Source organism: Bacillus sp. FDAARGOS_1420 (genome assembly GCF_019344915.1).
Taxonomy (GTDB): Bacteria; Bacillota; Bacilli; order Bacillales; family Bacillaceae_G; genus Bacillus_A; species Bacillus_A mycoides.
Map to the genome: position 1 here is coordinate 3,525,232 of NZ_JAHWJB010000002.1, position 26,045 is coordinate 3,551,276.

The following is a 26,045-nucleotide window of genomic DNA, read 5'->3' on the forward strand; positions in this document are numbered from 1 at the left end:
ACAGTGATTACAAGGTATCATGAAAAAGATAATAATTATTTCTGCCGCTACTATTGTAATCGGTATCACATCTTTCGCTTACTTTGGTCCTAAATCACCACTGCAAAACGAGGCGAAAGCTGTCGAAAATCAAAAACATAGTAACCATCCAAAAGAAGAGATTCCTGCTTTCCCAAAAGCTGATCATAATGCAAAGAAACTAGATGATAATTTTTCCGTTGTAACAAACCCAGATTCTGCTCTTGTATTAGTCAATAAACATCGTAAATTACCAGATGGGTACATTCCAGAAGATTTAACGAAACCGAACGTACCATTTACTAGTCCAAAAGATAAAGAGAAAACATTACTTCGCAAAGATGCTGCAGACGCTCTTGAAAAAATGTTCCAAGCAGCGAAAAAAGAAGGTTTAGAACTTACAGCAGTTTCAGGTTACCGTTCTTACAAACGCCAACAGTCATTACATAATACATATATTAAACGCCAAGGAAAAGCTGAGGCTGATTCGGTAAGTGCAATTCCTGGAACAAGTGAGCATCAAACTGGTCTAGCAATGGATATTAGCTCAAAATCCGCCAAATTCCAATTAGAACCAATTTTCGGAGAGACAGCAGAAGGAAAATGGGTTGCAGAACATGCCCATGAGTTCGGATTTGTCATTCGTTATTTAGAGGATAAAACAGAGACAACAGAGTATTCATACGAACCGTGGCACTTACGCTACGTTGGCAATCCATATGCCACATACATATATAAGCACCATCTAACATTAGAAGAGGCAACGAAGGACAAAAAATAAGAGAGCGAATCGCTCTCTTATTTTTCTTTTATTCTATTATTGTAATAATTTCTTCCATTCCTCAGGCCACGGTTCGCCTCTTCCAGTTTTTTTCGATGCTTGGACCATCATACCGCGTCCAACTAAACAAACTTCTCCTTCTGCATTTTTGACCATATAGTGTAAATCTAAAGAGGAATTCCCAACCGCTCCCGCCTTTACATATACTTTCAACTGCTCATCAAAATAAATTTGTTTAATAAAATTGCATTGTAGATCTGCGACGACTATCATCGTTTCTGATGATTCATGTGTCCATTCTTGCATAAATCCGAGTTCTTTAAACAATGCGATACGCGCTTCTTCAAAATATGTAAAAGCAACGACATTATTTACATGTCCAAACATATCTACTTCACCAAAACGAACTTTGACAGGATTATAAAATGAAAAACCACTTTCCCATTGCTCAAAGTCTTCAATATAAGAAATTCTCTTCATCGTTCCCTCTCCTTTTCGCCCTTAAAATAAAGTGAAACTTTAATCAGTGGGGGTTTACGGGCAGTTGATCTCCCACCCAGCTTCTTTGCTCCACCTGAATTTTGAGGTGGGAGTTTTACTGCCCGTTAATGCGGGATAAACAGAATAAACAGAATAAACAGAAATATAAAGTTATAAATATTGCCTCTTCAACATGAAGAGGCAATATTTATTAATAGTTATTGTCGCTACCAAAGAAATCTTTGAACGATTGAATTGTTGTATCACGGTTTAATGCTGCAATTGAAGTTGTTAATGGAATACCTTTCGGACATGATTGCACACAGTTTTGAGAGTTACCACAGTTTGCAAGTCCTCCATCACCCATAATTGCACGTAAGCGATCTGCTTTATGCATTTCACCAGTTGGATGCGAGTTAAATAAACGCGCTTGTGAAAGCGGTGCTGGTCCAATAAAGTCAGACTTACTGTTTACGTTCGGACATGACTCTAAGCAAACACCACATGTCATACATTTCGAAAGTTCATATGCCCATTGACGCTTTTTCTCTGGCATTCTTGGACCTGGTCCTAGGTCGTACGTACCGTCGATTGGAATCCAAGCTTTAACACGTTTTAACGCGTTAAACATACGGCTACGGTCAACTTGTAAATCACGTACAATCGGGAATGTCTTCATCGGCTTTAAGCGAATTGGTTGCTCTAACTGGTCAATAAGGGCTGTACATGATTGACGTGGTTTTCCGTTAATCACCATCGAACATGCTCCACATACTTCCTCTAAGCAGTTCATATCCCATGCGATCGGAGTTGTTTGGTTCCCTTTTGAGTCGACAGGATTACGGCGAATTTCCATAAGCGCCGAAATAATATTCATATTAGGACGATATGGAATTTCAAACTCTTGGTCAAACTCTTGTGCATCTGGGCCATCTTGTCTCGTAATGATGAGGCGGATTGTTTTCTCAGACATGTTGTTTATCCCCCTTCTCTTCACCCTTAGCAGCTACATCATGTTTTGAGGAATAGTCACGTTTACGTGGTTTAATTAATGAAACATCCACTTCTTCGTAATGGAATGCTGGTGCCTTTCCTTCTCCCTCAAATTTCGCCATCGTAGTTTTTAAGAAGTTTGCATCATCACGATTTGGGAATTCTGGTTTGTAATGCGCTCCGCGGCTTTCATTACGGTTATATGCGCCAATTGTAATAACACGTGCTAACTCGAACATATTTGCAAGTTGGCGTGTAAATGAAGCACCCTGGTTACTCCATCTTGCTGTATCGTTAATGTTAATGCGTTTGTAACGCGCCATTAACTCTTCAATTTTCGCATCAGTTTCTAGTAACTTTTTATTTTCACGAACTACTGTAACGTTATCTGTCATCCATTCTCCAAGCTCTTTATGAAGAACATATGCATTTTCGTTACCATCAAGCATTAAAATATTGTTAAATTTCTCTGTTTCGATTAATTCATTTTGCTCATATACAGTAGATGAAACAGCATCAGATGATTTAGCAAGACCTTTCATATACTCAATTGCGTTCGGTCCTGCTACCATACCACCGTAAATTGCTGATAATAATGAGTTCGCACCAAGGCGGTTACCACCGTGCATAGAATAATCACACTCACCTGCTGCAAATAAACCTGGAATACTTGTCATTTGCTTATAATCAACCCATAATCCGCCCATTGAATAGTGAACTGCTGGGAAGATTTTCATTGGTAGTTTACGAGGATCATCACCTGTAAATTTCTCATAGATTTCAATAATTCCACCAAGTTTAATATCTAGTTCTTTCGGATCTTTATGAGAAAGATCTAAGTACACCATGTTTTCACCGTTAATACCTAGTTTTTGCTCTACGCAAACATCAAAGATTTCACGCGTTGCAATATCACGAGGTACAAGGTTTCCGTAAGCTGGATATTTTTCTTCTAAGAAGTACCATGGCTTACCATCTTTATACGTCCAAACACGTCCACCTTCACCACGTGCAGATTCACTCATAAGACGTAACTTATCGTCTCCAGGAATTGCCGTTGGATGAATTTGAATGAACTCACCGTTCGCATAATATGCACCTTGTTGATATACAGCAGACGCTGCTGTACCTGTATTAATAATAGAGTTTGTTGATTTTCCAAAGATGATACCAGGGCCCCCTGTTGCCATAATCACGGCATCAGCTTGGAAACTTTTTATCTCCATAGTTTGTAAGTCTTGCGCGACGATTCCTCGGCACACACCTTCATCATCTACAACAGCTCGTAAGAAATCCCAACCTTCATATTTCGTTACAAGTCCTGCTACTTCATGACGACGTACTTGCTCATCTAATGCATATAGTAATTGTTGACCAGTTGTTGCGCCAGCAAATGCTGTACGGTGATGTTGTGTTCCACCGAAACGACGGAAATCCAGAAGTCCTTCTTCCGTACGGTTGAACATAACACCCATGCGGTCCATTAAATGAATAATACCAGGTGCTGCATCACACATCGCTTTAACTGGTGGTTGGTTCGCTAAGAAGTCCCCACCATAAATTGTATCGTCAAAGTGGATCCATGGAGAATCCCCTTCACCTTTTGTATTTACGGCACCGTTAATTCCACCTTGGGCACATACAGAATGTGAACGTTTTACTGGTACTAAAGAAAATAGTTCAACATTTACTCCTGCTTCTGCCGCTTTAATCGTTGCCATTAAGCCGGCCAAGCCACCGCCGACTACTATAAGTTTCCCTTTCATGCTCTCCCACTCCTTACTGGTTTGCTAGCTGTGGATCGATGAACGCTAATAATGCACTCACACCTACATAAGATAGACCTAAGAAAATAGCTAATGTTACATAAGTAGAGATTCTTTGTGAACGTGGAGATACTGTAATTCCCCAGCTTATGCAGAATGTCCATAGTCCATTTGCAAAGTGGAAAATTGTTGAAACAACACCAACTAAATAGAAACCAAACATAAATGGGTTGTTTAAAATATCTGCCATCATATCATAGTTTACCTCTTTACCTAACAATGCTTGAATACGAGTTTCCCAGACGTGCCAAGAAATGAAGATCAGCGTAACGATACCTGAAATTCGTTGGAAGACGAACATCCAGTTACGGAAATAGCCGTAAGATACCGCATTGTTCTTAGCTGTAAATGCAATATATAAGCCATATATAGCATGGTACAGTATAGGTAAAAAGATGATGAAAATTTCTAGCGCATACCGGAATGGAAGGAGCTCCATAAAGCCTGCAGCTTTGTTAAAAGCCTCTGCTCCTCTTGTTGCAAAGTTGTTTACAATTAAATGTTGCGTCAAAAAGACACCAACCGGGATGACCCCCATTAATGAGTGCCACTTACGAAACGTATACTCGCGGCCTTTCATGTCCCCATTACCCCCTTGAATGTTTGACTGCTGTTTTCAGATTAATTTACAACAATAATGTTTTTTCACTATTGGCATAAGAAAAACTGAAAAAATTATTCAAAATATTTCAGCATAATTTGATTCCAAGTTCATTTTACCCCTATTTTTGTCGAAGCGTCAAGAAAACGTATACATAATTTGCATATAATTTGCCAATTCTTTTTTTTCTTATATATTCAGATTTACCCAAAGAAAAATCTGTTTTTATAAATGAAAAATGTTATATAATAATCCCTATAGAAAGAGGGGAATATTGTGAGCAAAAATACAATCGATATAACATCTTTAGAAGATGTTTCATTGAACGCCTTCGCTTATGAATTGCTACGTGAAGAATTACTACCTGATTTAATTGGTAACGATTTAGATGGTATTTTATACTGGGCCGGTAGAAACCTTGGGAGAAAATATCCGCTAGAAACAATTGAAGAAGTCATTCAGTTTTTTGAAAAAGCTGGTTGGGGCACTTTAAGCATCATTGAACATAAACGTCGTGAAATGCAGTTTCAACTTAAAGGTACACTTATTACTGAGCGTCAAAAACAAAAAAGACATTCATCTTATCAATTAGAAGCTGGATTTATCGCCGAGCAAATTCAAAGACAAAGAAACGTCGTTGCAGAGTCCTATGAGGAACAGAAAAAACGTTCAGACTCTATTACATTTCTTGTTAAATGGGATATAAAAGATCTCATTGAAGTGTAGCATCTACTTACAGTCAACTAGACATATAAGTTTAGTTGACTTTTTTGTATATTCATTCAGGTGAGTTTATTTTAAATCTTCAGAAATTATACCAAAAAACAGAAGACGTTGTAAACTACAACGTCTTCTTATCTGTTAAATAAGTATATATCATCTCTGCAACATTTTTCGGCATACCTGCTTCGACAAATTCAGCTATGGAAGCTTCTTTCATCTTTTTTAACGAGCCAAAATGTTTTAACAATACCTTTTTTCGTTTATCACCGATTCCTGGAATATCATCCAATGCTGATTGAATGACCGATTTCCCGTGCAACTGGCGATGGAATGTAATTGCAAATCTATGCACTTCATCTTGAATGCGTTGCAATAAATAAAATTCTTGGCTATTCCTCTCAAGCATCACAGGTTCAGGCGGATCTCCAATGATTAAATGTGATGTTTTATGCTTGTCATCTTTTACAAGCCCTGCCATTGGAATATATAATCCGAGTTCATTCTCCAGAACATCACTTGTAGCGGCCAGATGGCCTTTTCCACCATCAATAATGATTAAATCTGGTAAAGGTAAATTTTCTTTAAGCGCCCTCGTATAACGACGTCTTACAACTTCCCTCATAGACTCGTAATCATCAGGACCTTGAACCGTTTTAATTTTATATTTCCGATATTCTTTCTTCGCTGGTTTCCCATCGATAAAAGCAATCATTGCTGAAACAGGATTTATTCCTTGAATATTCGAATTATCAAACGCTTCAATACGATATGGTGTTTCAATCCCTAGTTGCCTCCCGAGATTATCAACAGCTTTAATCGTCCGTTCTTCATCACGTTCAATTAAGTGAAATTTCTCTTCTAGTGCAATTTTTGCATTTTTATTTGCTAATTCCACAAGATCTTTTTTCTTCCCACGCTTCGGCTGTGTCGCTTCAACTTCTAAAAAGCGCTCTACTAATTCTGAATCTATACTTCCTGGAACAACAATTTCCTTCGGCTTGAAATGACTACTGTTTTCATAAAATTGACCGATAAAAGTTAAAAATCCCTCTTCTGGTTCATCATAAATCGGGAACATAGAAACATCACGTTCAATTAGCTTTCCTTTTCGAACGAAGAAAACTTGAACACACATCCACCCTTTATCAACTGCATATCCAAACACATCACGATCCACTAAATCACTCATAATCATCTTTTGCTTTTCCATAATTGCATCAATATGAGCAATTTGATCTCGCAACTCTTTCGCCCGTTCAAATTCTAGCTTTTCTGAAGCCTCATACATCTTCGTTTCTAATTCTGAACGAATTTCTTTATGCCCACCGTTTAAGAATTTAATAATTTCATCAACAATTTCTTTGTTTTGCTCATCCGTTACTTCTTTCACACAAGGTGCTAAACATTGACCCATATGATAATACAAGCAAACTTTATCTGGCATATTTGAACATTTACGAAGTGGATACATACGATCTAATAATTTCTTCGTTTCATGTGCCGATTGCGCATTTGGATAAGGCCCAAAGTACTTTCCTTTATCCTTTTTGACATTTCGCGTAATGAGTAAGCGCGGCTGTTTTTCAGCTGTAATTTTAATGAAAGGATATGTTTTATCATCTTTTAATTGAATATTATATTTTGGATCATATTTTTTTATTAAATTTAACTCTAAAATAAGAGCCTCCAAATTTGAGGAAGTCACAATATATTCAAAATCAACAATTTCTCCAACAAGCCGAAGTGTTTTCCCATCATGCGAACCAGTAAAGTACGAGCGCACACGATTTTTGAGTACCTTTGCTTTTCCGACATATATAACCGTTCCCTGCTTATCCTTCATTAAATAACAACCAGGTTGATCGGGCAAAATTGCTAACTTCTCTTTTAAATGCTCGTGCACTCGTCTCCCTCCATTTCTACATGCTTATCATTTTTATTTTCACATAAAAACATACTATGCCAAAACACCCAACATACGTTCTTTTATTGTAACGGAAAGGTTGTAAAAAAGAAAATAAAAAAAGCTACCAAATGGTAGCTTCTTTATTTTAGAAGTGTTTAGAAACTAATTCTACTAACGCTTCTTTCGGTTTATATCCTAACGCTTGATCAACCACTTTACCGTCTTTTAATACGAAAAGAGCTGGAATGCTCATTACTTCGAATTGACGAGCAGTTTCTTGGTTTTCATCAACGTCAACTTTTACTACTTTTACTTTCTCGCCTAACTCTGAATCGATTTCCTCTAATACAGGAGCGATCATTTTACAAGGTCCGCACCAAGGCGCCCAGAAATCTAATAGTACAACACCTTCGCTAGTTTCAGCTGCGAAGCTTTGGTCATTTGCATTTATAATTGCCATTTTATTTCCTCCTTCAAGTATATTCTACCAAGAGTATATCATTAACTTTTATACGTGGCGAATATTATGTATCGTTATGTATTGTAACAAAAAAATGTTCCTTTATACTATATAAAAATATGGATGAAATACTAAAAAGATGAGAGACAGGGGATCTCTCACCTTTTTCTATATATAGGGGTACTTCACTTGGAACTCAAGGGTACTCAAATCATGAATGTACTTTTAACTTTTTAAACTCTTCTGTTAAAAGAGGTAATACTTCAAACAGATCACCGACAATACCATAGTCAGCTACTTTGAAGATACTAGCTTCTGGATCTTTATTAATCGCAACAATTATTTTTGAATTAGACATACCAGCTAAATGCTGAATCGCACCAGAAATTCCGCATGCAATGTATAGGTCTGGTGTAACAACTTTACCTGTTTGACCAATTTGTAATGAATAATCACAGTACTCTGCATCACAAGCACCACGAGATGCTCCAACAGCGCCGCCTAGTACGTCAGCTAATTCTTTTAACGGTTTAAATCCTTCTTCACTCTTCACACCACGTCCGCCAGCTATAATGACTTTCGCTTCAGAAAGATCAACACCCTCTGCAGTTTTACGGACAACATCTTGAATGATTGTACGTAAATCTTTCACATCAACTGTAATAGAAGACACGTCACCACTGCGAGACTCGTCTTTTTCAAGAGTTGCAATGTTATTTGGACGCACTGTCGCAAATAAGATACCATCTGTTACAATCTTCTTCTCGAACGCTTTACCAGAGTAAATTGGACGAGTGAAGATAACATTTCCACCTTCAACTTCTAAAGCAGTTACGTCAGAAACTAAACCAGCTTCAAGCTTCGCTGCTAATTTTGGTGATAAATCTTTACCAAGTGCTGTATGTCCAAATACAATACCTTCTGGATTTTCTTCAGCATATACAGCTAAGAACGCTTGCGCATAACCATCAGACGTATATGATTTTAATTTATCATTTTCAACTGTCACAACGCGATCTGCACCGTAATGAATCAATTCATTTGCAAAAGAGGCAACGCTGTCTCCAACTAGAAGACCTACCACTTCACCGCCTTCTGCAATTGTTTTTGCTGCTGCTACCGCTTCAAACGAAACGTTGCGTAGCGATCCATCACGAACTTCACCCATTACTAATACTTTACGAGCCATAGATTTTCCCTCCTGCATATATAATTTCGTATTTTATTAGATTACTTTCGCTTCTGTATGGAGCAACGATACAAGTTCTTTTACTTGATCTTGCAGCTCGCCTTGTAACACTTTTCCTGCATCTTTCTTAGGAGGCAAATAGATTTCAATTGTTTTTGTTTTTGCTTCCACATCATCTTCTTCTAAATCTAAATCATCTAATTCTACTTCTTCTAGTGGCTTCTTCTTCGCTTTCATAATACCTGGAAGTGATGGATAACGCGGTTCATTTAAACCTTGTTGCGCTGTTACTAGAAGAGGTAATGATGATTCAATTACTTCTGTATCCCCTTCAACATCACGCTCAATCTTCACATTTGTACCATCAATTTCAAGCTTCGTAATCGTCGTTACGTATGGGATATTTAACGCTTCAGCTACTCGTGGACCAACTTGTCCAGATGCACCGTCAATCGCAACGTTCCCGCCTAAAATTAAATCTATTTCTTTATCTTTTAAATATTCAGCAAGTACTTTTGCTGTTGTAAATTGGTCACCATTCTCAACATCATCTTCAATGTTAATTAGTACCGCTTTATCGCAGCCCATCGCCAATGCTGTGCGAAGTTCTTTTTCACTATCCTCGCCACCAACCGTTATAACAGTAACTTCTCCACCTTGTGCATCTCTTACTTGAATTGCTTCTTCAATCGCATATTCATCGTAAGGGTTGATGATGAATTCCGCTTCGCCATCGTAAATTGCACCGTTTTTAATTACGATTTTTTCTTCTGTATCAAATGTTCGTTTCATGAGTACGTAGATGTTCATTTCATTTACCCCCTTATTTTTCAGAAAGATTCTATCAATTTTAAAATTCTGTTAATTTGTATTAAAAAAATAATTGGATTACCTACCACTAAATGAAGGCTTACGTTTTTCTAAAAACGCTGCTACGCCTTCTCTTCCATCTTCACTCGTAAATACTTCACCAAAAATCTGTGATTCACGCTGTACACCTTCATAATAATGAGACGATTTTGTCGTTTGTAATAACTCTAGCACAGCACGAGTTGTTGCTGGGCTTTTTCCAGCAATCTGTTTTGCAATTTTAAGCGTATCTTCTAAAATGGATTCTTCAGAAAACACTCCGTTAACAAGTCCCCATTGTAATGCTTCTGCGCCAGTAATTGGTGTACTTGTTAACATCATTTCACAAGCTTTCGCTTTACCAACATAACGTGGTAAGCGCTGTGTACCTGCAAAACCAGGAATTAATCCAAGTGTTAATTCAGGTAAACCAAGCTTTGTACTTTCAGTTACAAAGCGCATGTGGCAAGACATAGCAAACTCCAGGCCGCCGCCAAGTGCCGCTCCATGAATTGCCGCAATAACTGGTTTTGAACATTTTTCAACACGCTCAAACGTAACTTGTCCAAGCTGTGCTAACTCTGTTGCTTGCTTCGCTTCAGTAACAGATGTAAATTCTTTAATATCTGCCCCTGCTGAGAAGAAGCGTCCTTCACCATGTAAAACAACAACACGAATGTTATCATCCTTTTCCACTTGATCGATTAATTCAGTAACGTCATGCATAACTTGTGAAGACATCGCATTAGCTGGAGCATGGTTTAACGTCGCCACCGCGATATGATCTTCAACTTTTACAGATAGGAATTTCAACATGATCCCTCCCATTATTTACGATAACCACAAGCTGCAATAAGTAGCCCATGTACCGTTTTTGAAAGTGCGACCAGATCATACTTATGATCGCTCATTACCCAATTGGTCACAACTTCATCTACTGTTCCAAAGATCATTTGTCTTGCCACGCGAACGTTTAAATCCGCCTGAAATTCACCTTGCTTTATACCTGTCTCTAAAATCTCATCCATAACTTGTAAGTAGCCTTTTAATACTTCATTTATTTTAAGGCGCAAGTCTTGATTGGACTGCCTTAGCTCTAATTGCGTAACGATAGCAAGAGGATCATTTTGTGACAACAGCAAGAAGTGCGTTTCTACCAACATGAATAACTTCGCTACAGCGCTTTCAATTCCTGCTATTTTTTGACGAATTGTTTCAACAAATTCTCCCATCTTCTCTTGGAATAAGGATATTAATATATCTTCTTTATTTTTAAAATATAAATAAATCGTGCCATCAGCTACCCCAGCTTGCTTTGCAATTTTAGAAACTTGCGCTTGATGGTATCCATTCTCCGCAATCACAATGACTGCAGCATCAATAATCTGATTGTATTTCGGTCTATTTTTCTTCACTTTACTGTCCCCTTCAAGAAGATGACTGAATGAATAGTCATTCACATCCTTATAATACTGACTATTTAGAAAAGTGTCAATCCTATTTTTTCAAAAAGAAAGGGCCTTAGCCCGTTTGCTCATCCTCATTCTTTCTCTTCTCTTCATCTATTAGGACACGACGTAAAATTTTTCCGACTGTCGTCTTCGGCAACTCACTTCTAAACTCATATACCTTCGGAACTTTGTAAGCTGCTAAATATTTACGTGCAAACTGATCTAATTCTTCTTCAGAACACTCAGCGCCTTCTTTCAAAACAACAAACGCTTTTACAGTTTCCCCTCGATACGGATCAGGAACACCGATTGTTACTACTTCTTGCACCTTTTCGTGTTCATATAACACTTCTTCTACTTCACGAGGATATACGTTAAAGCCACTAGCAACGATCATATCTTTCTTACGATCTTTCACATAGAAAAAGCCATCCTCATCCATGTATCCTACATCACCTGTATGGAGCCAGCCATCTTGCAGTACAGCTGCCGTTTCTTCTGGCTTATTCCAATACCCTTTCATAATTTGTGGGCCCTTTACGACAATTTCACCAATTTCACCTGGAGGTAATGACTCTCCTGTTTCAAGTGACATGATGATTGCCTCTGTATCCGGCCACGGTACCCCAATACTTCCCGGCACACGCTTTTCCCACAAAAAATTCCCATGTGTAACTGGTGATGACTCCGTTAATCCATAACCCTCTACTAATTTACCACCTGTAACTCTCTCAAACTCCTCCTGCACTTCTACAGGAAGCGGTGCAGAACCACTAATACAAGCCTGAATTGAAGAAATATCATATTCTTTTAAAAGAGGACTATTTAATAGAGCAATATAAATGGTTGGTGCTCCTGGAAATAGTGTAACTTTATGTTTCTTAATTGCTTCAAAAACCATTTTCATATCAAACTTCGGAATAAGCACCATTTTATATCCTTGCATAATACTTAAATTCATTACAGCTGTCATCCCGTACACATGAAAAAACGGAAGAACACCAAGAATTACCTCTTCTCCTTCTTTACAATTATATAACCAATGCGCTCCCATTAAAGTGTTCGAAACGAGGTTTTTATGCGTTAACATAACCCCTTTTGGAAACCCTGTCGTTCCCCCTGTATACTGCAAAAGGGCTAGATCATTTTCAGGATCACATGGAACTTCAACATCAGTACTACTTTCCCTTTCTACCGATTTCCAAAGATGAATCGTTTCGCTTTCCGACACATTCACAACAAGATTTGCCTGCTTTTTTTGTACAAATGGATAAAGTAAATTTTTAGGAAATGGTAAAAAATCTGCAATACGGGTCACGATAATGTGCTCAAGCTTTGTTGCAGTTTGAACGTTAGTAACTCTCGGAAACACTAAATCAAGGCACAGAATAACTTTTGCCCCTGAGTCATGAAGTTGGTACTCCAGCTCTCTTTCTGTATAAAGAGGATTCGTTTGTACGACAATCCCTCCCGCAAGCAAAGTACCATAATAACCAATTACAGATTGCGGACAATTCGGTAACATAATCGCAACTCTATCGCCTTTTTCAATACCAAGCCTTTGAAGGTAATTCGCAAATTTCTTTACCTTGTCATGAAAATCTGAAAATGTAACATCTTTACCTAAAAAGTGAAGCGCTTTCTTTTCTGGATAACGAGCAGCCATTTTCTCTAAATATCCATGAAGTGGCTGAATATCATATGAAATCGTACCTGGGATTTCCTCTGGATAACTCTGCAACCAAGGTTTTTCCACTCTCATTCCCCCTTCCAATACTTGTGAAAATAAATGAATGTTCATTCATGATAGTTGTTTTCATTATATTATAGTCGTAACATCGTTACAATCATAATATTCTGACTTTTTTATAACTATGCTTTACTTCCTTAACTTCTTATTATATGTAGAAACTCTCCTAATTTTAAAAGAATAAGAGAGTTCACGTTACTTAGCTTAATCTTATAATCGTTAAAACTGCACCAGGTGTAGTCGTTGATAACGTGGCAACAGCTAACAATCCAAACAACTGCAAACTAATTGCACTCCCCGCTGCAAGAGTCGTAATAATTGTTGCACTAAATGAAGTCGTTGCTAATGCAGGAGCGTTGATAGTTCCAGCAAGCGCTGCTCCATTAATTGTAATCCGCGAACTGACTAATAATGAGGCCGTTATATTAATTGTATATGAAATATAATAATTCCCGGCATTTGCAACCGTAAATACTGTATTCCCCCCAGACACAGTAATTCCCGGACCGATATTTTGATTATTTGGAAGTGTGACATTTGTCCCACCAAGTAATACTGATATTGCCGTACCCGATGTATTATTCGCAAATGCATACGTAGCAGTTATACTTGTACCTGTATCTCCTGTTGCTCCCGTTGATCCTGTTGGGCCTGTTGCTCCCGTTGCTCCTGTTGCTCCTGTTGATCCCGTTACTCCTGTTGATCCTGTTGATCCTGTTGATCCTGTTGATCCTGTTGATCCTGTTGGACCTGTTACTCCTGTTGGGCCTGTTGCTCCTGTTGCTCCTGTTGGACCTGTTGCTCCTGTTGCTCCTGTTGCTCCTGTTGCTCCTGTTGGACCTGTTACTCCTGTTGGGCCTGTTACTCCTGTTACTCCTGTTGCTCCTGTTGGGCCTGTTACTCCCGTTGATCCTGTTGGACCTGTTGCTCCCGTTGCTCCCGTTGCTCCTGTTGGGCCTGTTGCTCCCGTTACTCCTGTTACTCCTGTTGCTCCCGTTGCTCCCGTTACTCCCGTTGAACCTGTTGCTCCTGTTACTCCTGTTGAACCTGTTGCTCCTGTTACTCCTATTGGACCTGTTGGACCTGTTGCTCCTGTTACTCCCGTTGCTCCTGTTACTCCTGTTACTCCTGTTACTCCTGTTGCTCCTGTTGGGCCTGTTGCTCCTGTTACTCCTGTTGGACCTGTTGGACCTGTTGGACCTGTTGCTCCTGTTACTCCCGTTGCTCCTGTTACTCCTGTTGCTCCTGTTACTCCTGTTGCTCCTGTTGGGCCTGTTGCTCCTGTTGCTCCTGTTACTCCTGTTGCTCCCGTTACTCCCGTTTCACCTGTTGCTCCCGTTGGACCTGTTGGACCTGTTGCTCCTGTTGCTCCCGTTGCTCCCGTTGCTCCCGTTGCTCCCGTTGCTCCTGTTGCTCCCGTTGCTCCCGTTGCTCCTGTTGCTCCCGTTGCTCCCGTTGCTCCCGTTACTCCTGTTGCTCCCGTTACTCCTGTTGCTCCCGTTTCACCTGTTGGACCTGTCGGACCGATCTTAGGAACTGTCCCATCGCAACTAAAACAGCATGAATCAACATGCACACCATTTTGATTATTACACCCACAATATCCATTTGTATTATTACTCCATAAAGACATGTTGACCCCCCTCCTTCGTGTTCAATCTTTTAAGTACAGCCAACGAATTAAAAATATCTTTCTAATAAAAAATTAGTTTTTGTTTTCCTTATCAACTATCCGCTTTGGAATAAACCTTTTATAAATAAAGGTTTTTTTCCTCACATTCTAATAAATATTACATGCAATACGCTCTCCTTTCGCTTGTACTTTCGCCTTCCTCATTAAAGGAATTTCAGCTCCTTCAACCTTGATACACGTATGTATTTAAATACAACATATTAAAATCCGTATAAATCGTTATTCTTTCGTCAAAATTCCCAAAAAATATTAACACTTTAAACACCCTCATATTTTGTTAAATTAACATGTTTTCCTTCTACATATATGTCTTGCTGAAATTCTTGTAATTGATAGACCTTATTACTTTTTCGTTTATAATCAATGGCTTTAAATTTCGCGACAGATATAAGCCAATTTCTAAACTTCCCACGTTTTTCATCATAACTACTAATGTTGTACCAAACGATTAATAAAATATCATCAACACATTCATCCACTAGCACCTTACTATGCGCCGTATCTAAAACACTGTGAACCACCTTATAAATTAAATCTCCATATCGATCAATTGCTGTATGTAATGCTAACATATCTTGTTTTCGAAGACCTTCTACTATTTCTATATCCTTCACCCTTATCACCACTCTTTACTCCATTCTCTATTCATTATATATACGAATGCATAGGGCGGTTTTCTGACACTTTTACAAATATTTTCTAATTATTTTTATATTGTAGCAATGCTTAATTAAGTATCGCTTATGAAACAGGGATTATATTATCTCTCACGAATTTAATATACGAGCGAAAAACAGGAGGGATAACTATGTACCAAACTATTGAAGATTTTTTAACATCATGGACATACGAGGCTGAGTCTACTCAGAAGATGCTCGATGCATTAATCGATGAATCTTTATCACAAGAAATTGCACCTGGGCACTGGACTTTAGGGAGAGTCTCTTGGCATATCGTTACAGCACTTCCTGTTATGCTATCAGGGACAGGGCTTAAGTTTGAAGGAGAAACGAAAGATTATCCTGTACCAACTTCAGCAAAAACAATTGCAGATGGGTATCGCAAAGTAAATACGGCTTTTATTGAAGCACTTCAAAGTGAGTGGACTGATGAAGACTTAACTACTATTAATAACTTCTTTGGTCGTTCTATGCCGAATTCTATATTTTTAATGACACTCATCAATCATCAAAATCACCACCGCGGGCAGATGACTGTTTTAATGCGTCAAGCTGGCTTAACAGTCCCTGGCGTTTATGGTCCTGCAAAAGAAGAATGGGCTGCTACTGGAATGGAAGCTCCCCAAATGTAACGACAGAAAAAGACAAGGTGTTTATGCACCTTGTCTTTTTCTGTAACTTGTTTCATGTGAAACTATTTTCTACTAAATGGTATTTTATGAGAAAATACGTTAAGATAAATTCATATTAATTGGAGGGAACTAAATTGAATACAAAAAACAAAAAAATAACAATAAGAACTCTCTTACTAACTTCTATCATTGGAGTTATCAGTGTATCTCTTTATTTCACAAGTTATGGTACCCCTTGGGGAAAACAAACAGCAATTGCTGAATCAAAAGAGTATATTACAAAATACTTTAATCTAGATACAAAAGTCAAAAATACTTCTTACGATTCTAAAATGAATAGCTATGCAATCGCCTTTGAAACAATTGAAGATGGAGAGTTTACTATCGAATATAAAGGTCCTAATAACTTTAACATTTCTCCAGGAGTGCAAGAGTATTTAAGCAAACACTATAAATTTACAGAGTAGTAACGAAGCATACATATACAAAAAAGAGTTGGTATAACGCTAACTCTTTTTTACGTATTCTTGTCATACTGTTATATCTTCCTTCTCTATATTTTTAATTCCGTAATATGCAATCGCAACTCCAATCGCTGCAAATGTGAATTGAAGAGGAAGAAACGTCGCTATAGGAAATATGGGCTGGTTATTAATTGCGATTAATACAACGATAATAGAAGAAACGATTGTAGTTGGCACTGAGCGTTTACGCATTCCGAAATATAATGGGATTAAACTCATTCCCGCAGTTGCAATGGCTAAAGGAACCAGTTTTATTCCTTCTTGCATCAATTGATCTACTGTAAATGGATTAGGAAGAATTGAAAAATAACTATCTATCCCAAAGAAAATTCCTACTACTAAAATGTTAGATAAAATAACTGTTATGAATGTTAATATTGCTGTAATGGCCAACTTACTAACCATCATTTTCTTTCGGTTAATTGGATAAGAAAACATGAGTAATATTGTTTTGTTTTTATATTCATCAATTATTAACTTGGCTATTAGTACGCCACCAAAAATAATAAATGTTGCTCTTACTAACGCACTAGCCATCAACAAAATTGTCTGTGGATCTTTTATTTCAGGATCTCCTTCTATTTGAGCAACGAAACTAACGAAAATTAGTAGTGCCAGTATAATGATATTTGCAATAACCGCTCGCTTCACATACCATCCAAGCTTAAACTTCTTCAATTCTAGCTTCATAAGACGTAGCATGATAGTCCTCCTTTCATTTTAAATTTAATCAATATAAATCGTCCCTGTTTTACTTAAAATCTTCACTTCGTTTTTTGCATCACCGATGGTTCCTTCTTTTACCTTTTCTGTATTTTTATCTTTCTTAAGTCCGTTTACATTCACCATTATGTCAGACGAATTACTTTTAGCCATAAGTTTCAAAGAAGTCGGAACACCCTTATACCGTACGCCAATATCCCCTGATTTTGTTTCTGCAAATAATGATTTTCCTTCTGTCATATCTTTCAGTAATACTTCACCAGATGTTGAAGTGATGTTCATATTTGAGCTATTTACATTTGTTATATAGTTATCGCCTGTAGTAGAGATTATATTTAATTCTTGTACTGAACTATCTTTTACACTTAATTCTCCACTTGTTGATTTGAACTCGCCTTTCTCAGCCGATAATCCTACAATCCGTCCATCTCCAGATTTGCTTTCTGTCACAATACTTTTCACTTCTATATCGCTTATTTTCACATCACCCGATTTATTATTTAATACAATTTTATCTATTTCTTTTTTCGGAATAGATATAGAAATAATATTCTTTTTCCTAAACGTAAAACCATTAAAAAATCTGGTCATCTTTTGTTTTTGCTTAATCACAACTTTATTTCCTTCAAGTTCTATTTTGACGGGATCTATCTCTTTATCTGCTCGTTGACCTTGGGCGAAGATCACTATTTTGTTAGCGTCTGTACTTTTAAATTCAATATCCCAGTTTTCATTGTCCACTTCTATTTCTTTTATATGATTTATCTCAAAAGACTTTTCTTTCTTAAAATCTTTCCCATGAAATGCCTTAAAACCAAAAACTACACTAGCAATTGTCAGAAATAAAATTGCAATTACTATTATTTTTTTCACCATGCATACCCCTGTTCATTGTTGTTTTAAGCTTATTTTACGCCACATCAATCTTGTCGATCTTACGATACGATAGATAACTAATGAAAATTCCTAATAAACAGAGCACTATTGGGATAGCTATAAAATTAAACATACTTACTTGACCGTTTCCAGAACCAAAATTACTAATAATTAGCATCCCAATTATTACTGCAGAAGTAATTGTTGTCGGTGTCGATTTCTTTCTCATCCCAAAAAATAAAGGAATTAAACTTATACCAGATATCATAAATGCACTTATAAAAGTAGCTGGAACGGTAGCTATTATTTCCCCCATCGTCATAGGTGTTTCAAACAGCCCCATCATTGGGTTCATAAAAAATATGAGCAAACTAATACTGAAAGTAGCAATAATCATGCTAATAAAACAAAAACTAAAAACAATTGTTAATTTCGCCCTCATTAGCAATTTCCTTTGTAATGGGTACATAAATAGTAGTTGCATTGTTTTATTCTTATACTCATCAATTACTAAACGTGATAAAATGACCGCACTAAAAATAAGAAATGTCATCCTAATAAAGATATTTGCTAACGTCATATACTTTGTGAAATCAGTGAGCGCCGCATCTCCCTCACCTTTTGCTCCCATCCCCATAAGACTTACCGCAGCAAAAATTGCTATAATACAAATAGCTACCCCTTTACAGTAACTAGATAATTTATGTTTCTTCCATTCAAGTTTCATTAATTTAAACATATAAACCACACCTCCATTACTGACATAACGATCTCTATGCTACTAACATTCTAATTCCAGCCATAACTACGCTTACTATTCCTATCACTAGTAAAATTAACGGCCATTTCCGCTCAGGTTTTCTATAATATAAAATCCCACTTATGAACATTACAATCAATCCACTTACTAGATTCACTAACAATCCATTAAGCATGAATGCCCTCTCCATCCATTACATTTAAGAAATATTCTTCTAAGGAACTATGTTTCTTATTAATACTTTCAATTTCTACATCGTTCATAATAAGTGCTTTTGAAATAGCTTGCTGAGACGCTGCCGTATCATACACACGAATCATATTTCCACTCATTATTTTGTAATTTTTTATACCGAGTTTATCTTCTAAAATATAAGCTGCACGCTTCACATCAGGAACAGTAATTTCAATGTACTCTGTTTGTTTTCCGTTAATACTCTTCATTGAAACTTCTTTTATTAGCTTTCCATTTTGAATCATACCGATTGTATCTGCCATTAGTTCCATCTCGCCTAAAATATGACTAGAGACTAATAACGTAATACCATATTCTTTGCAGAGCATTTTAAATAAGTCTCTTAATTCTTTAATACCAATTGGATCTAAACCGTTAATTGGCTCATCTAAAATGAGTAATTCTGGCTTCGTCATGATCGCCCTTGCAATACCAAGTCTTTGCTTCATCCCTAATGAAAAATCTTTTACTTTTTTATCATCTATACCGTGCAGCTTCACTAAATGTAAAGCATGATCAATTGCGTTTTTGTCGTAATACCCCATATATTCACAATGTAATTCTAGGTTTTCCTTCGCCGTTAATTTATCATAAAAAATTGGATATTCGATAATTGTCCCCATGCGCTTTAACAATTCATAAGATGTATCCGTTAACTTCTCACCAAAAATTTCAATATCACCGCTCGTCGGTTTTATTAAGTTTGTGATCATTTTCATAATCGTTGTTTTACCTGCACCATTCGGTCCTAAGAAACCGTAAATCTCACCTTTTTTCACATGCATGTTAACGCTAGAAATTACTTCTTTCCCTTTAAACACTTTCGTTAACTGATTCGTTTTTAATATATATGTCATGTCACTATCTCCTTTCGCACTCACTACCTTATACTTCTATAATAGACAACGGAATTCTCTTTTTTCTTACCCGTTCCTTACAAATTCCTTACGCTGAAAAAAAAGCTTGTAGAATCTACTTCTCTACAAGCTAAAACAGCATCTTTGTTAATACAACTGTAAAAATTGTTTTTTCATACGGCTTACTAGAAAGATGTATTTCTCCGTCCATCGCTTCCACAAGCCTTTTCGTAATCGTTAACCCTAAACCGCTTCCTTGGTACAATCTATTTCTGGAATCTTCAAGTGTGTACATACGCTCAAACACTTTATCAATGTGAGATTCATCAATTCCTTTTCCTGTATCCCATACATCTATATACACACTCGTTTCATCATCTCTTAACGTCATACCAAGTGTCTTTCCATCGTCACCATATGTAATCGCATTTGATATTAAATTATTCAATACTCTACCTAATACTTCTACATTTCCAAGTGCATATATATTTCTTTCTGGTATATCAATATGAACTTGAAACCCTTTCGTCGTCACTAAATCATAAAAAGATAAAATCTTCTCGCGACAAACTTCATTCATATTTACTTTTGTCATCTCGATTGCTTTGTCACCGGATTCTAATTTTGCTAAATCAAAAAACTTATGAATCAGTTCCATCACTTCTAGTGTTTTTACATGCACCTTTTCGAGTAATATTTGCTGCTCTTCCTCGTTTATCGTTTTATCCTTATTTAACATTTCGGTATATCCAAGAATAACTGTTAGTGGTGTTTTCAAATCATGTGAAATATTTGAAAGCATTTTTCTCATCGAAATTTCCACTTTCGCATGATCTGCATTCGTTTTCTGTTTTGCATCTAATAAATGATTAATCGCCACTAATAACTTTTGCAATTCTAGATCATCTGTCATAATTAATAGCTTCTCACCAGTTTGTTCTTTTACAATTCGATTTAACTTCTCATACGTGTAGCGTAAATTCCTACTACTATTTTTCCTAATTTTATATTGCACGTAAATAACGATAAGCAATATAATAATCACCACTGTTAAAAATACAACCATACTACATCACTTCCAACTTATAGCCGATGCCCCATAATGTTTTAATATATTCTGGATTAGATGGATCACTTTCAATTTTCTCACGTAATCTTCTCATATGAACATTAATAACATTATCATCACCATAATATTCTTCATTCCAAACAAGCGTATATATTTGTGCCTTCGTAAAAACACGATTTTGATTCTTCACGAATAGCTTTAAAATCTCAAATTCTTTTAAAGTAAGTTTAAGCTGTCTTCCCTTTTTCTCCACAGTAAAATTAATTGGGTCAATTATTAAATCACCAATCTGAATCGCCTCATCTTTTGATTCCACAGCCGAATACTTTGTAGACCTCCGAATACCCGCTTTTACACGTGCAGCTAGTTCAATCATAGAAAACGGCTTACAAATGTAATCATCTGCTCCAAGTCCTAATCCAACAGCTTTATCAACATCTGTATCTTTCGCTGACATCATTAAAATCGGAACGGCACTTTTTTCTCGAATGATTCTAACGACCTCTAACCCATCTAACTTCGGCATCATAATATCGAGAATTATCAAATCAAATGAACCTTTTAAATATGTGTTCACGCCTTCTTCTCCGTCAGATGCGATTGTAACTTGAAAACCTTCTTTTACTAAATATGTTTCAACCATCTCTTGAATTGAGATGTCATCTTCAACTAATAAAATATGATGTGACATATTTCTATCCCCTTTTTTAACAAACATTAACAATTCAATTGTATCGTAACTGCAAATTAGTTGGTACAATTATATGAATTTTCAAACCAACTTCCCTTCCTTCCTTAACAATGATATGATGAAATTCACTACGATTGTTCATAATTAACTTTATATAAAGGAGACTTATCATGTCAGAAAACAAAAAAGTAAGCTTAGCTGATTTAATGCGCGAACAACTTGCGAAGAAAAAGCAAGGAAATGGAAACGGCTCAAATAATGGAAATCAAAGTCAAGAAACGAAAAAATTACAAAACCAACAAACGAAGAAAACAAACAACCAACGTAGACGTACAGGTGTATAAATGAACGGGCAAAAACGATCTAACATCGCGCCAGGTCTTGAAGTTGATATTGTATTAAAACAAGATCAACGTACAGGCAAGCTAACAAGAGGAATTGTAAAAGATATTTTAACGAACTCACCTTCACATCCGCACGGCATTAAAGTAAGATTGCAAGACGGACAGGTTGGCAGAGTACAAAATATTATTCAATAAGAAAAGGAGCTCATTTAAACTTGAGCTCCTTTTCTTATTTTCATTAACCTTTAATTTTTTCGATGAAAACTACTTTTAAATAGTCTCCCTCTTTAAATTGATCAATTGTACGGAAATCTTCTGGTAAAGAATGTTCTTCTAATATTTTATATTTACCGTTCATTTCTTTAAATGCTGTATCGATAAAGCCATTAAACTTTTTCATATCGAATGCGCTACAATTTGTAGAAGCAACGATAATACCGTTATTTTCTGTAATCGCAATTGTTTCTTTTAATAAGTTTTTATAATCTTTCGCCGCACTGAACGTATATTTTTTCGAGCGTGCAAAGCTTGGGGGATCAAGTACAACCATATCAAATTTCATCTTTTTCTTAGCTGCATATTTGAAATATAGAAATACATCTTCTACAATAATATCTTGTGCTTCATAATCAATTTCATTTACACTAAACTGCTCAATCGTTTTACTTAAACTACGATTTGCAAGGTCCACACTCGTTGTTTTACTCGCTCCGCCAAGCGCTGCAAATACAGAGAAAGCCCCAGTATAAGAGAACATATTTAAAACCGTTCTTCCTTTTGCATATTTATCACGAATTTGTTTTCGAACGTTACGCTGATCTAAAAACACACCAACCATCGCCCCGTCATTTAAATATACAGCAAAGTTTACACCGTTCTCTTTTACGATAAGTGGGAACTCACCACGCTCTCCTGCGACGAAATCATCACCTTCAATGTATTTCCCTTTCGTATCAAAACGCTTTTTCTCATAAATCCCTTTGAAATTTGCTACTTTTTGAAGTGCTGCTATAATCTCATCGCGGAAAGTATAAACCCCTTCACTATACCAACTTATTACGTAATAGCCGTCATAATAATCGATGATTAAACCACCAAGGCCATCGCCCTCACCATTCAGGGCACGAAATGCTGTTGTATCATTTGATTTATAAAAATCTTTTCGTTTATGTAAAGCAGATTTGATTTTACTTTCAAAGAAAGGTTGATTAATTTGCTCTTTCTCTTTTCTCGTTAAAATCCATCCATATCCTTTATTTTGTTTTCCATAATAGCCTTTTCCGATGAATTGGTTCTTCTCATCTACTACGTTGATGATTGTTCCTTCTTCACGTACATCATCTAAATTTTGAATAGCATCTTTTAAAATAAGTGGATATCCACTTTTAATTTCTTTTATAAACTTCGGTTTTATTTTTATAGTTACTTCAGATCGCATGTAATGTCTTCCTTTCCATTTGAATGCTTTCTAATTAGTAGGAAGCAATGTAAAAAACGAGGCTGAAAAAAGCCTCGTTTCACTATACCATATTATTGCTTTGCTAGTACAACTAGCTCATCTCCTGGTATAACCGCTATATATTTATACAATGTTGAAAAAGTAAGACTACCATCATCGTGACGAATAAATAATATTACATCCTCTGAATCGCTCTCTTCTTTATTAATTTTTTGTTCTTCCTCAACTTGTATCGTTTTAAATGTATAACCCTCTTCAATTTTTCTATCTAACTCTTCATAAATTTCATTTTGACCAAACAGTAAATGAGCTTTTTTCGAAAGAGAGATGCGTTCTTGCTCAATCTTTTCCACATCATGAATCGGAAGTAAAAATGTATTATGATGTCCAAACTGCGGTACATATGTGTTTGCGACTAATACATTGTAAGAATCCGTATCTGTAACTGAAATTAAGTATTCATACTGATTCATATCTACTTCAAATTGCAACTGCTCTGAGAGTACTTGACCGTTATATGTATTAAGCCCTTTCACTTTTGCGCATTGCAAATGTTCTTCCGATACATCTACGATTAAGCTCGGAATCCCCATCTCTTTGCAATGCATAGCGAATGCAGTTGAGAATGTACTAGCTCCTGAAATTAAAATACCTGGTGGCTGTGTATTGGCTAATCCTAATTTTTTTGCTAAAAATCCAATTGAAAATCCATGAGCACAAACGGTCGTAATTACGAGTGCAAATGTAAGTGCTGTTAATATAGAAGCATCTTTATACCCTTCTTGTAATAACTCCGTCGCAAAGTAACTTGAAACCGTTAATGCAACAATACCTCGCGGCGCAATCCAACCAACTAGCGCCCTTTCTGATCTTGTTAACTCTGTTCCGATTGTCGATACCCAAATTGATAAAGGACGAACAACAAATATCATCATAAGTACGAAGCTAATAATAGGCCAGCTAAAAATCTCCATAATCGTCGTTCTTGGAAGTGATGCTGTTAAGATGATGAAAACAGTCGATGTTAATAGTACGGAAATATTTTCGTTAAAATGACGAATATCACCGATAGAAGAAATATATTTCTTCATCCGTGCAAGTGTAATCCCCATTACTGTTACGGCTAGCATACCTGTTTCATGCATGACTTCATCTGCAATGCCGAAGCATAGTAATACCGTAACGAGCAAAATCGGTGCCTTTAAATATTCTGGTACTTTCCCTTTTAAAATCATATAGCTCATAAAAATACTAAACGCATACCCAAGCACCATTGCAAATAACGAACCTGCAAAGAAATATAGTAACGTATGTAAGTGTACATTTTCTTTCGTTAAGAAATTTACAATTTGAAAGGCGAATACAGCAAGTAATGCTCCAAACGGATCAACGATAATCCCTTCCCACTTTAAAATTGCAGCTGTCCTTGGCTTTAATCGTGCTTGGCGTAACAACGGAATAATTACAGTTGGACCTGTCACAATAAAAAGTCCTCCAATAATAAATGCAACCGCCCAATCCAATCCAGCGACGTAATGAGCTGCAAGTGAGCCAGCAATCCAAGCAATAAACGCACCAAACGTAACAATACGAAATACTGGTTTTGATAGTCCCCTCAGTTCACGTACATCTAAACTTAAACTACCCTCAAACAATATAATAGCAACAGAAAGTGATACGAGTGGACTAAAAACATCTCCAAGCACCTCTTTTGGATTAATAATACCGAAAACTGGACCAATTAATAATCCGGCAACTGCCATAACAACAATAGCAGGGAGCTGGAAGCGCCATGCAGTCCATTGTGAGGCGATGCCTAGCGTAATAATAATAACGATACTAAGTAACAGTGATTCGACCATAATACCCTCCTTGTTCATAGTATTGCGAAAGCAAGGTATAAACCATACTTTCCTTCTGTATATTTCTTATTTTGTTTTATTTTAATAATATATAACTTCATTAACTATATGGTCAAATTATTTATATAATAGTAAATTCATCCTTAATTCTACATTTATATGAAAATTACTATTGACAATGATAATGATAATGATTTTCATTATCATTTAATATATATGAGTTCTTGAAAATAAAGGCTACAATTTATAGGAGGAATAAACATGATTATTGTTACAAATACAACTAAAATTACAAAGGGAAATGGCCATAAATTAATTGAGCGTTTTAATAAAGTAGGTAAAGTCGAAACAATGTCAGGATTTTTAGGATTAGAAGTTCTTTTAACGCAAAATACAGTTGATTATGATGAAGTAACAATTAGCACTCGCTGGAATGCAAAAGAAGATTTCCAAGGTTGGACAAAGAGCTCAGCATTTAAAGATGCTCACTCACATCAAGGCGGGATGCCAGACTATATTCTTGATAATAAAATTGCTTACTATGATGTAAAAGTTGTACGTATGCCAATGGCTGCAGCACAGTAAGCATATTTCTTTTTTAAAGTATAGAATAT

28 protein-coding genes and 1 pseudogene are annotated in these 26,045 nt (G+C 36.5%); 7 read left to right on the forward strand and 22 right to left on the reverse strand.

The window, feature by feature from the left end; translation table 11 throughout:
* The first annotated feature begins 19 nt into the window (after positions 1–19).
* Entirely contained in the window at positions 20–799 is a 780-nt protein-coding gene (locus I6L50_RS28315) for a M15 family metallopeptidase (RefSeq protein ID WP_219303616.1), read from the forward strand.
* A gap of 36 nt (positions 800–835) precedes the next feature.
* Here I6L50_RS28315 and I6L50_RS28320 read toward each other — a convergent pair whose 3' ends face one another.
* The 4 genes from I6L50_RS28320 to sdhC form a co-directional block, all read right to left on the reverse strand.
* The gene (locus I6L50_RS28320; RefSeq protein WP_219303617.1) at positions 836–1,279 is read right to left on the reverse strand and encodes an acyl-CoA thioesterase; all 444 of its coding nucleotides are present in this window, start codon (positions 1,277–1,279) and stop codon (positions 836–838) included.
* Positions 1,280–1,490: 211 nt separating this feature from the next.
* Entirely contained in the window at positions 1,491–2,252 is a 762-nt protein-coding gene (gene sdhB / locus I6L50_RS28325) for a succinate dehydrogenase iron-sulfur subunit (RefSeq protein ID WP_002088861.1), read from the reverse strand.
* A complete protein-coding gene (sdhA, locus tag I6L50_RS28330; RefSeq protein ID WP_219303618.1) occupies positions 2,245–4,038 on the reverse strand; it encodes a succinate dehydrogenase flavoprotein subunit in 1,794 nt (597 codons plus the stop codon). The genes sdhB and sdhA overlap by 8 nt, the downstream gene beginning before the upstream one ends.
* Before the next feature lie 13 nt (positions 4,039–4,051).
* Positions 4,052–4,678, reverse strand: a complete 627-nt coding sequence (gene sdhC, locus I6L50_RS28335) for a succinate dehydrogenase cytochrome B558 (protein WP_002015407.1) — start codon at positions 4,676–4,678, stop codon at positions 4,052–4,054.
* Positions 4,679–4,975: 297 nt separating this feature from the next.
* Between sdhC and I6L50_RS28340 the strand changes: the two genes are divergently transcribed.
* The gene (locus I6L50_RS28340; protein WP_219303619.1) at positions 4,976–5,425 is read left to right on the forward strand and encodes a YslB family protein; all 450 of its coding nucleotides are present in this window, start codon (positions 4,976–4,978) and stop codon (positions 5,423–5,425) included.
* 115 nt (positions 5,426–5,540) lie between these two features.
* On the opposite strand, the gene uvrC is transcribed toward I6L50_RS28340, so the two are convergent.
* The 9 genes and pseudogenes from uvrC to I6L50_RS28385 form a co-directional block, all read right to left on the reverse strand.
* Positions 5,541–7,325 carry an excinuclease ABC subunit C gene (gene uvrC, locus I6L50_RS28345; RefSeq protein ID WP_219303620.1) on the reverse strand — a complete coding sequence of 595 codons (1,785 nt, stop codon included), beginning with the start codon at positions 7,323–7,325 and terminating at the stop codon, positions 5,541–5,543.
* Positions 7,326–7,473: 148 nt separating this feature from the next.
* Positions 7,474–7,788 (reverse strand): thioredoxin, encoded by a 315-nt coding sequence (gene trxA, locus I6L50_RS28350; protein ID WP_000974757.1) that lies wholly within the window; start codon positions 7,786–7,788, stop codon positions 7,474–7,476.
* 211 nt (positions 7,789–7,999) lie between these two features.
* Positions 8,000–8,977 (reverse strand): electron transfer flavoprotein subunit alpha, encoded by a 978-nt coding sequence (etfA, locus tag I6L50_RS28355; protein ID WP_016086063.1) that lies wholly within the window; start codon positions 8,975–8,977, stop codon positions 8,000–8,002.
* Between the two features lie 36 nt (positions 8,978–9,013).
* The gene (gene etfB / locus I6L50_RS28360; RefSeq protein WP_002088867.1) at positions 9,014–9,787 is read right to left on the reverse strand and encodes an electron transfer flavoprotein subunit beta; all 774 of its coding nucleotides are present in this window, start codon (positions 9,785–9,787) and stop codon (positions 9,014–9,016) included.
* A 78-nt stretch (positions 9,788–9,865) separates the two neighbouring features.
* Entirely contained in the window at positions 9,866–10,642 is a 777-nt protein-coding gene (locus I6L50_RS28365; protein WP_002088868.1) for an enoyl-CoA hydratase, read from the reverse strand.
* A gap of 11 nt (positions 10,643–10,653) precedes the next feature.
* Positions 10,654–11,241, reverse strand: a complete 588-nt coding sequence (locus tag I6L50_RS28370) for a fatty acid metabolism transcriptional regulator FadR (protein WP_087945806.1) — start codon at positions 11,239–11,241, stop codon at positions 10,654–10,656.
* 106 nt (positions 11,242–11,347) lie between these two features.
* Positions 11,348–13,033 carry a long-chain-fatty-acid--CoA ligase gene (locus I6L50_RS28375; protein ID WP_219303621.1) on the reverse strand — a complete coding sequence of 562 codons (1,686 nt, stop codon included), beginning with the start codon at positions 13,031–13,033 and terminating at the stop codon, positions 11,348–11,350.
* Between the two features lie 193 nt (positions 13,034–13,226).
* Complete coding sequence (locus I6L50_RS28380) at positions 13,227–14,660, reverse strand: BclA C-terminal domain-containing protein (protein WP_219303622.1); 1,434 nt, start codon at positions 14,658–14,660, stop codon at positions 13,227–13,229.
* Between the two features lie 326 nt (positions 14,661–14,986).
* Positions 14,987–15,343 (reverse strand): annotated as a pseudogene (locus I6L50_RS28385) (sigma factor); the annotation flags it as partial.
* Positions 15,344–15,528: 185 nt separating this feature from the next.
* Between I6L50_RS28385 and I6L50_RS28390 the strand changes: the two are divergent.
* Both I6L50_RS28390 and I6L50_RS28395 read left to right on the forward strand, forming a co-directional pair.
* Positions 15,529–16,032 (forward strand): DinB family protein, encoded by a 504-nt coding sequence (locus I6L50_RS28390; RefSeq protein ID WP_219303624.1) that lies wholly within the window; start codon positions 15,529–15,531, stop codon positions 16,030–16,032.
* Positions 16,033–16,166: 134 nt separating this feature from the next.
* On the forward strand, positions 16,167–16,499 hold the full coding sequence (locus I6L50_RS28395; protein ID WP_219303625.1) for a YfjL-like protein: 333 nt from the start codon (positions 16,167–16,169) through the stop codon (positions 16,497–16,499).
* 63 nt (positions 16,500–16,562) lie between these two features.
* Here the strand turns inward: I6L50_RS28395 and I6L50_RS28400 are convergent, their stop codons facing one another.
* The 7 genes from I6L50_RS28400 to I6L50_RS28430 all read right to left on the reverse strand — a co-directional run bounded on the left by I6L50_RS28400 (position 16,563) and on the right by I6L50_RS28430 (position 21,766).
* Positions 16,563–17,258, reverse strand: a complete 696-nt coding sequence (locus tag I6L50_RS28400) for an ABC transporter permease (protein ID WP_219303626.1) — start codon at positions 17,256–17,258, stop codon at positions 16,563–16,565.
* A 24-nt stretch (positions 17,259–17,282) separates the two neighbouring features.
* On the reverse strand, positions 17,283–18,155 hold the full coding sequence (locus I6L50_RS28405) for a DUF4097 family beta strand repeat-containing protein (protein WP_219303627.1): 873 nt from the start codon (positions 18,153–18,155) through the stop codon (positions 17,283–17,285).
* Positions 18,156–18,189: 34 nt separating this feature from the next.
* Positions 18,190–18,894, reverse strand: coding sequence for an ABC transporter permease (locus I6L50_RS28410; protein ID WP_219303628.1), 705 nt, complete (start codon positions 18,892–18,894; stop codon positions 18,190–18,192).
* A 34-nt stretch (positions 18,895–18,928) separates the two neighbouring features.
* A complete protein-coding gene (locus I6L50_RS28415) occupies positions 18,929–19,090 on the reverse strand; it encodes a hypothetical protein (RefSeq protein ID WP_012261777.1) in 162 nt (53 codons plus the stop codon).
* A complete protein-coding gene (locus tag I6L50_RS28420; protein ID WP_012261778.1) occupies positions 19,083–20,006 on the reverse strand; it encodes an ABC transporter ATP-binding protein in 924 nt (307 codons plus the stop codon). The genes I6L50_RS28415 and I6L50_RS28420 overlap by 8 nt, the downstream gene beginning before the upstream one ends.
* A 130-nt stretch (positions 20,007–20,136) precedes the next feature.
* Positions 20,137–21,072, reverse strand: coding sequence for a HAMP domain-containing histidine kinase (locus I6L50_RS28425; RefSeq protein ID WP_002034262.1), 936 nt, complete (start codon positions 21,070–21,072; stop codon positions 20,137–20,139).
* Between the two features lies 1 nt (position 21,073).
* Entirely contained in the window at positions 21,074–21,766 is a 693-nt protein-coding gene (locus I6L50_RS28430; protein WP_000018051.1) for a response regulator transcription factor, read from the reverse strand.
* Positions 21,767–21,936: 170 nt separating this feature from the next.
* On the opposite strand from I6L50_RS28430, the gene I6L50_RS28435 reads away from it, so the two are divergent.
* Both I6L50_RS28435 and I6L50_RS28440 read left to right on the forward strand, forming a co-directional pair.
* Positions 21,937–22,110, forward strand: coding sequence for a hypothetical protein (locus I6L50_RS28435; protein WP_002112138.1), 174 nt, complete (start codon positions 21,937–21,939; stop codon positions 22,108–22,110).
* Positions 22,111–22,305 (forward strand): YwbE family protein, encoded by a 195-nt coding sequence (locus I6L50_RS28440; protein ID WP_063262677.1) that lies wholly within the window; start codon positions 22,111–22,113, stop codon positions 22,303–22,305.
* 43 nt (positions 22,306–22,348) lie between these two features.
* On the opposite strand, the gene I6L50_RS28445 is transcribed toward I6L50_RS28440, so the two are convergent.
* Complete coding sequence (locus I6L50_RS28445) at positions 22,349–23,548, reverse strand: class I SAM-dependent rRNA methyltransferase (RefSeq protein ID WP_219303629.1); 1,200 nt, start codon at positions 23,546–23,548, stop codon at positions 22,349–22,351.
* A 92-nt stretch (positions 23,549–23,640) separates the two neighbouring features.
* The gene (locus tag I6L50_RS28450) at positions 23,641–25,431 is read right to left on the reverse strand and encodes a cation:proton antiporter (protein WP_002167604.1); all 1,791 of its coding nucleotides are present in this window, start codon (positions 25,429–25,431) and stop codon (positions 23,641–23,643) included.
* A gap of 261 nt (positions 25,432–25,692) precedes the next feature.
* Between I6L50_RS28450 and isdG the strand changes: the two genes are divergently transcribed.
* Positions 25,693–26,016 (forward strand): heme oxygenase, encoded by a 324-nt coding sequence (gene isdG / locus I6L50_RS28455; protein WP_002015426.1) that lies wholly within the window; start codon positions 25,693–25,695, stop codon positions 26,014–26,016.
* Positions 26,017–26,045: the final 29 nt, after the last annotated feature.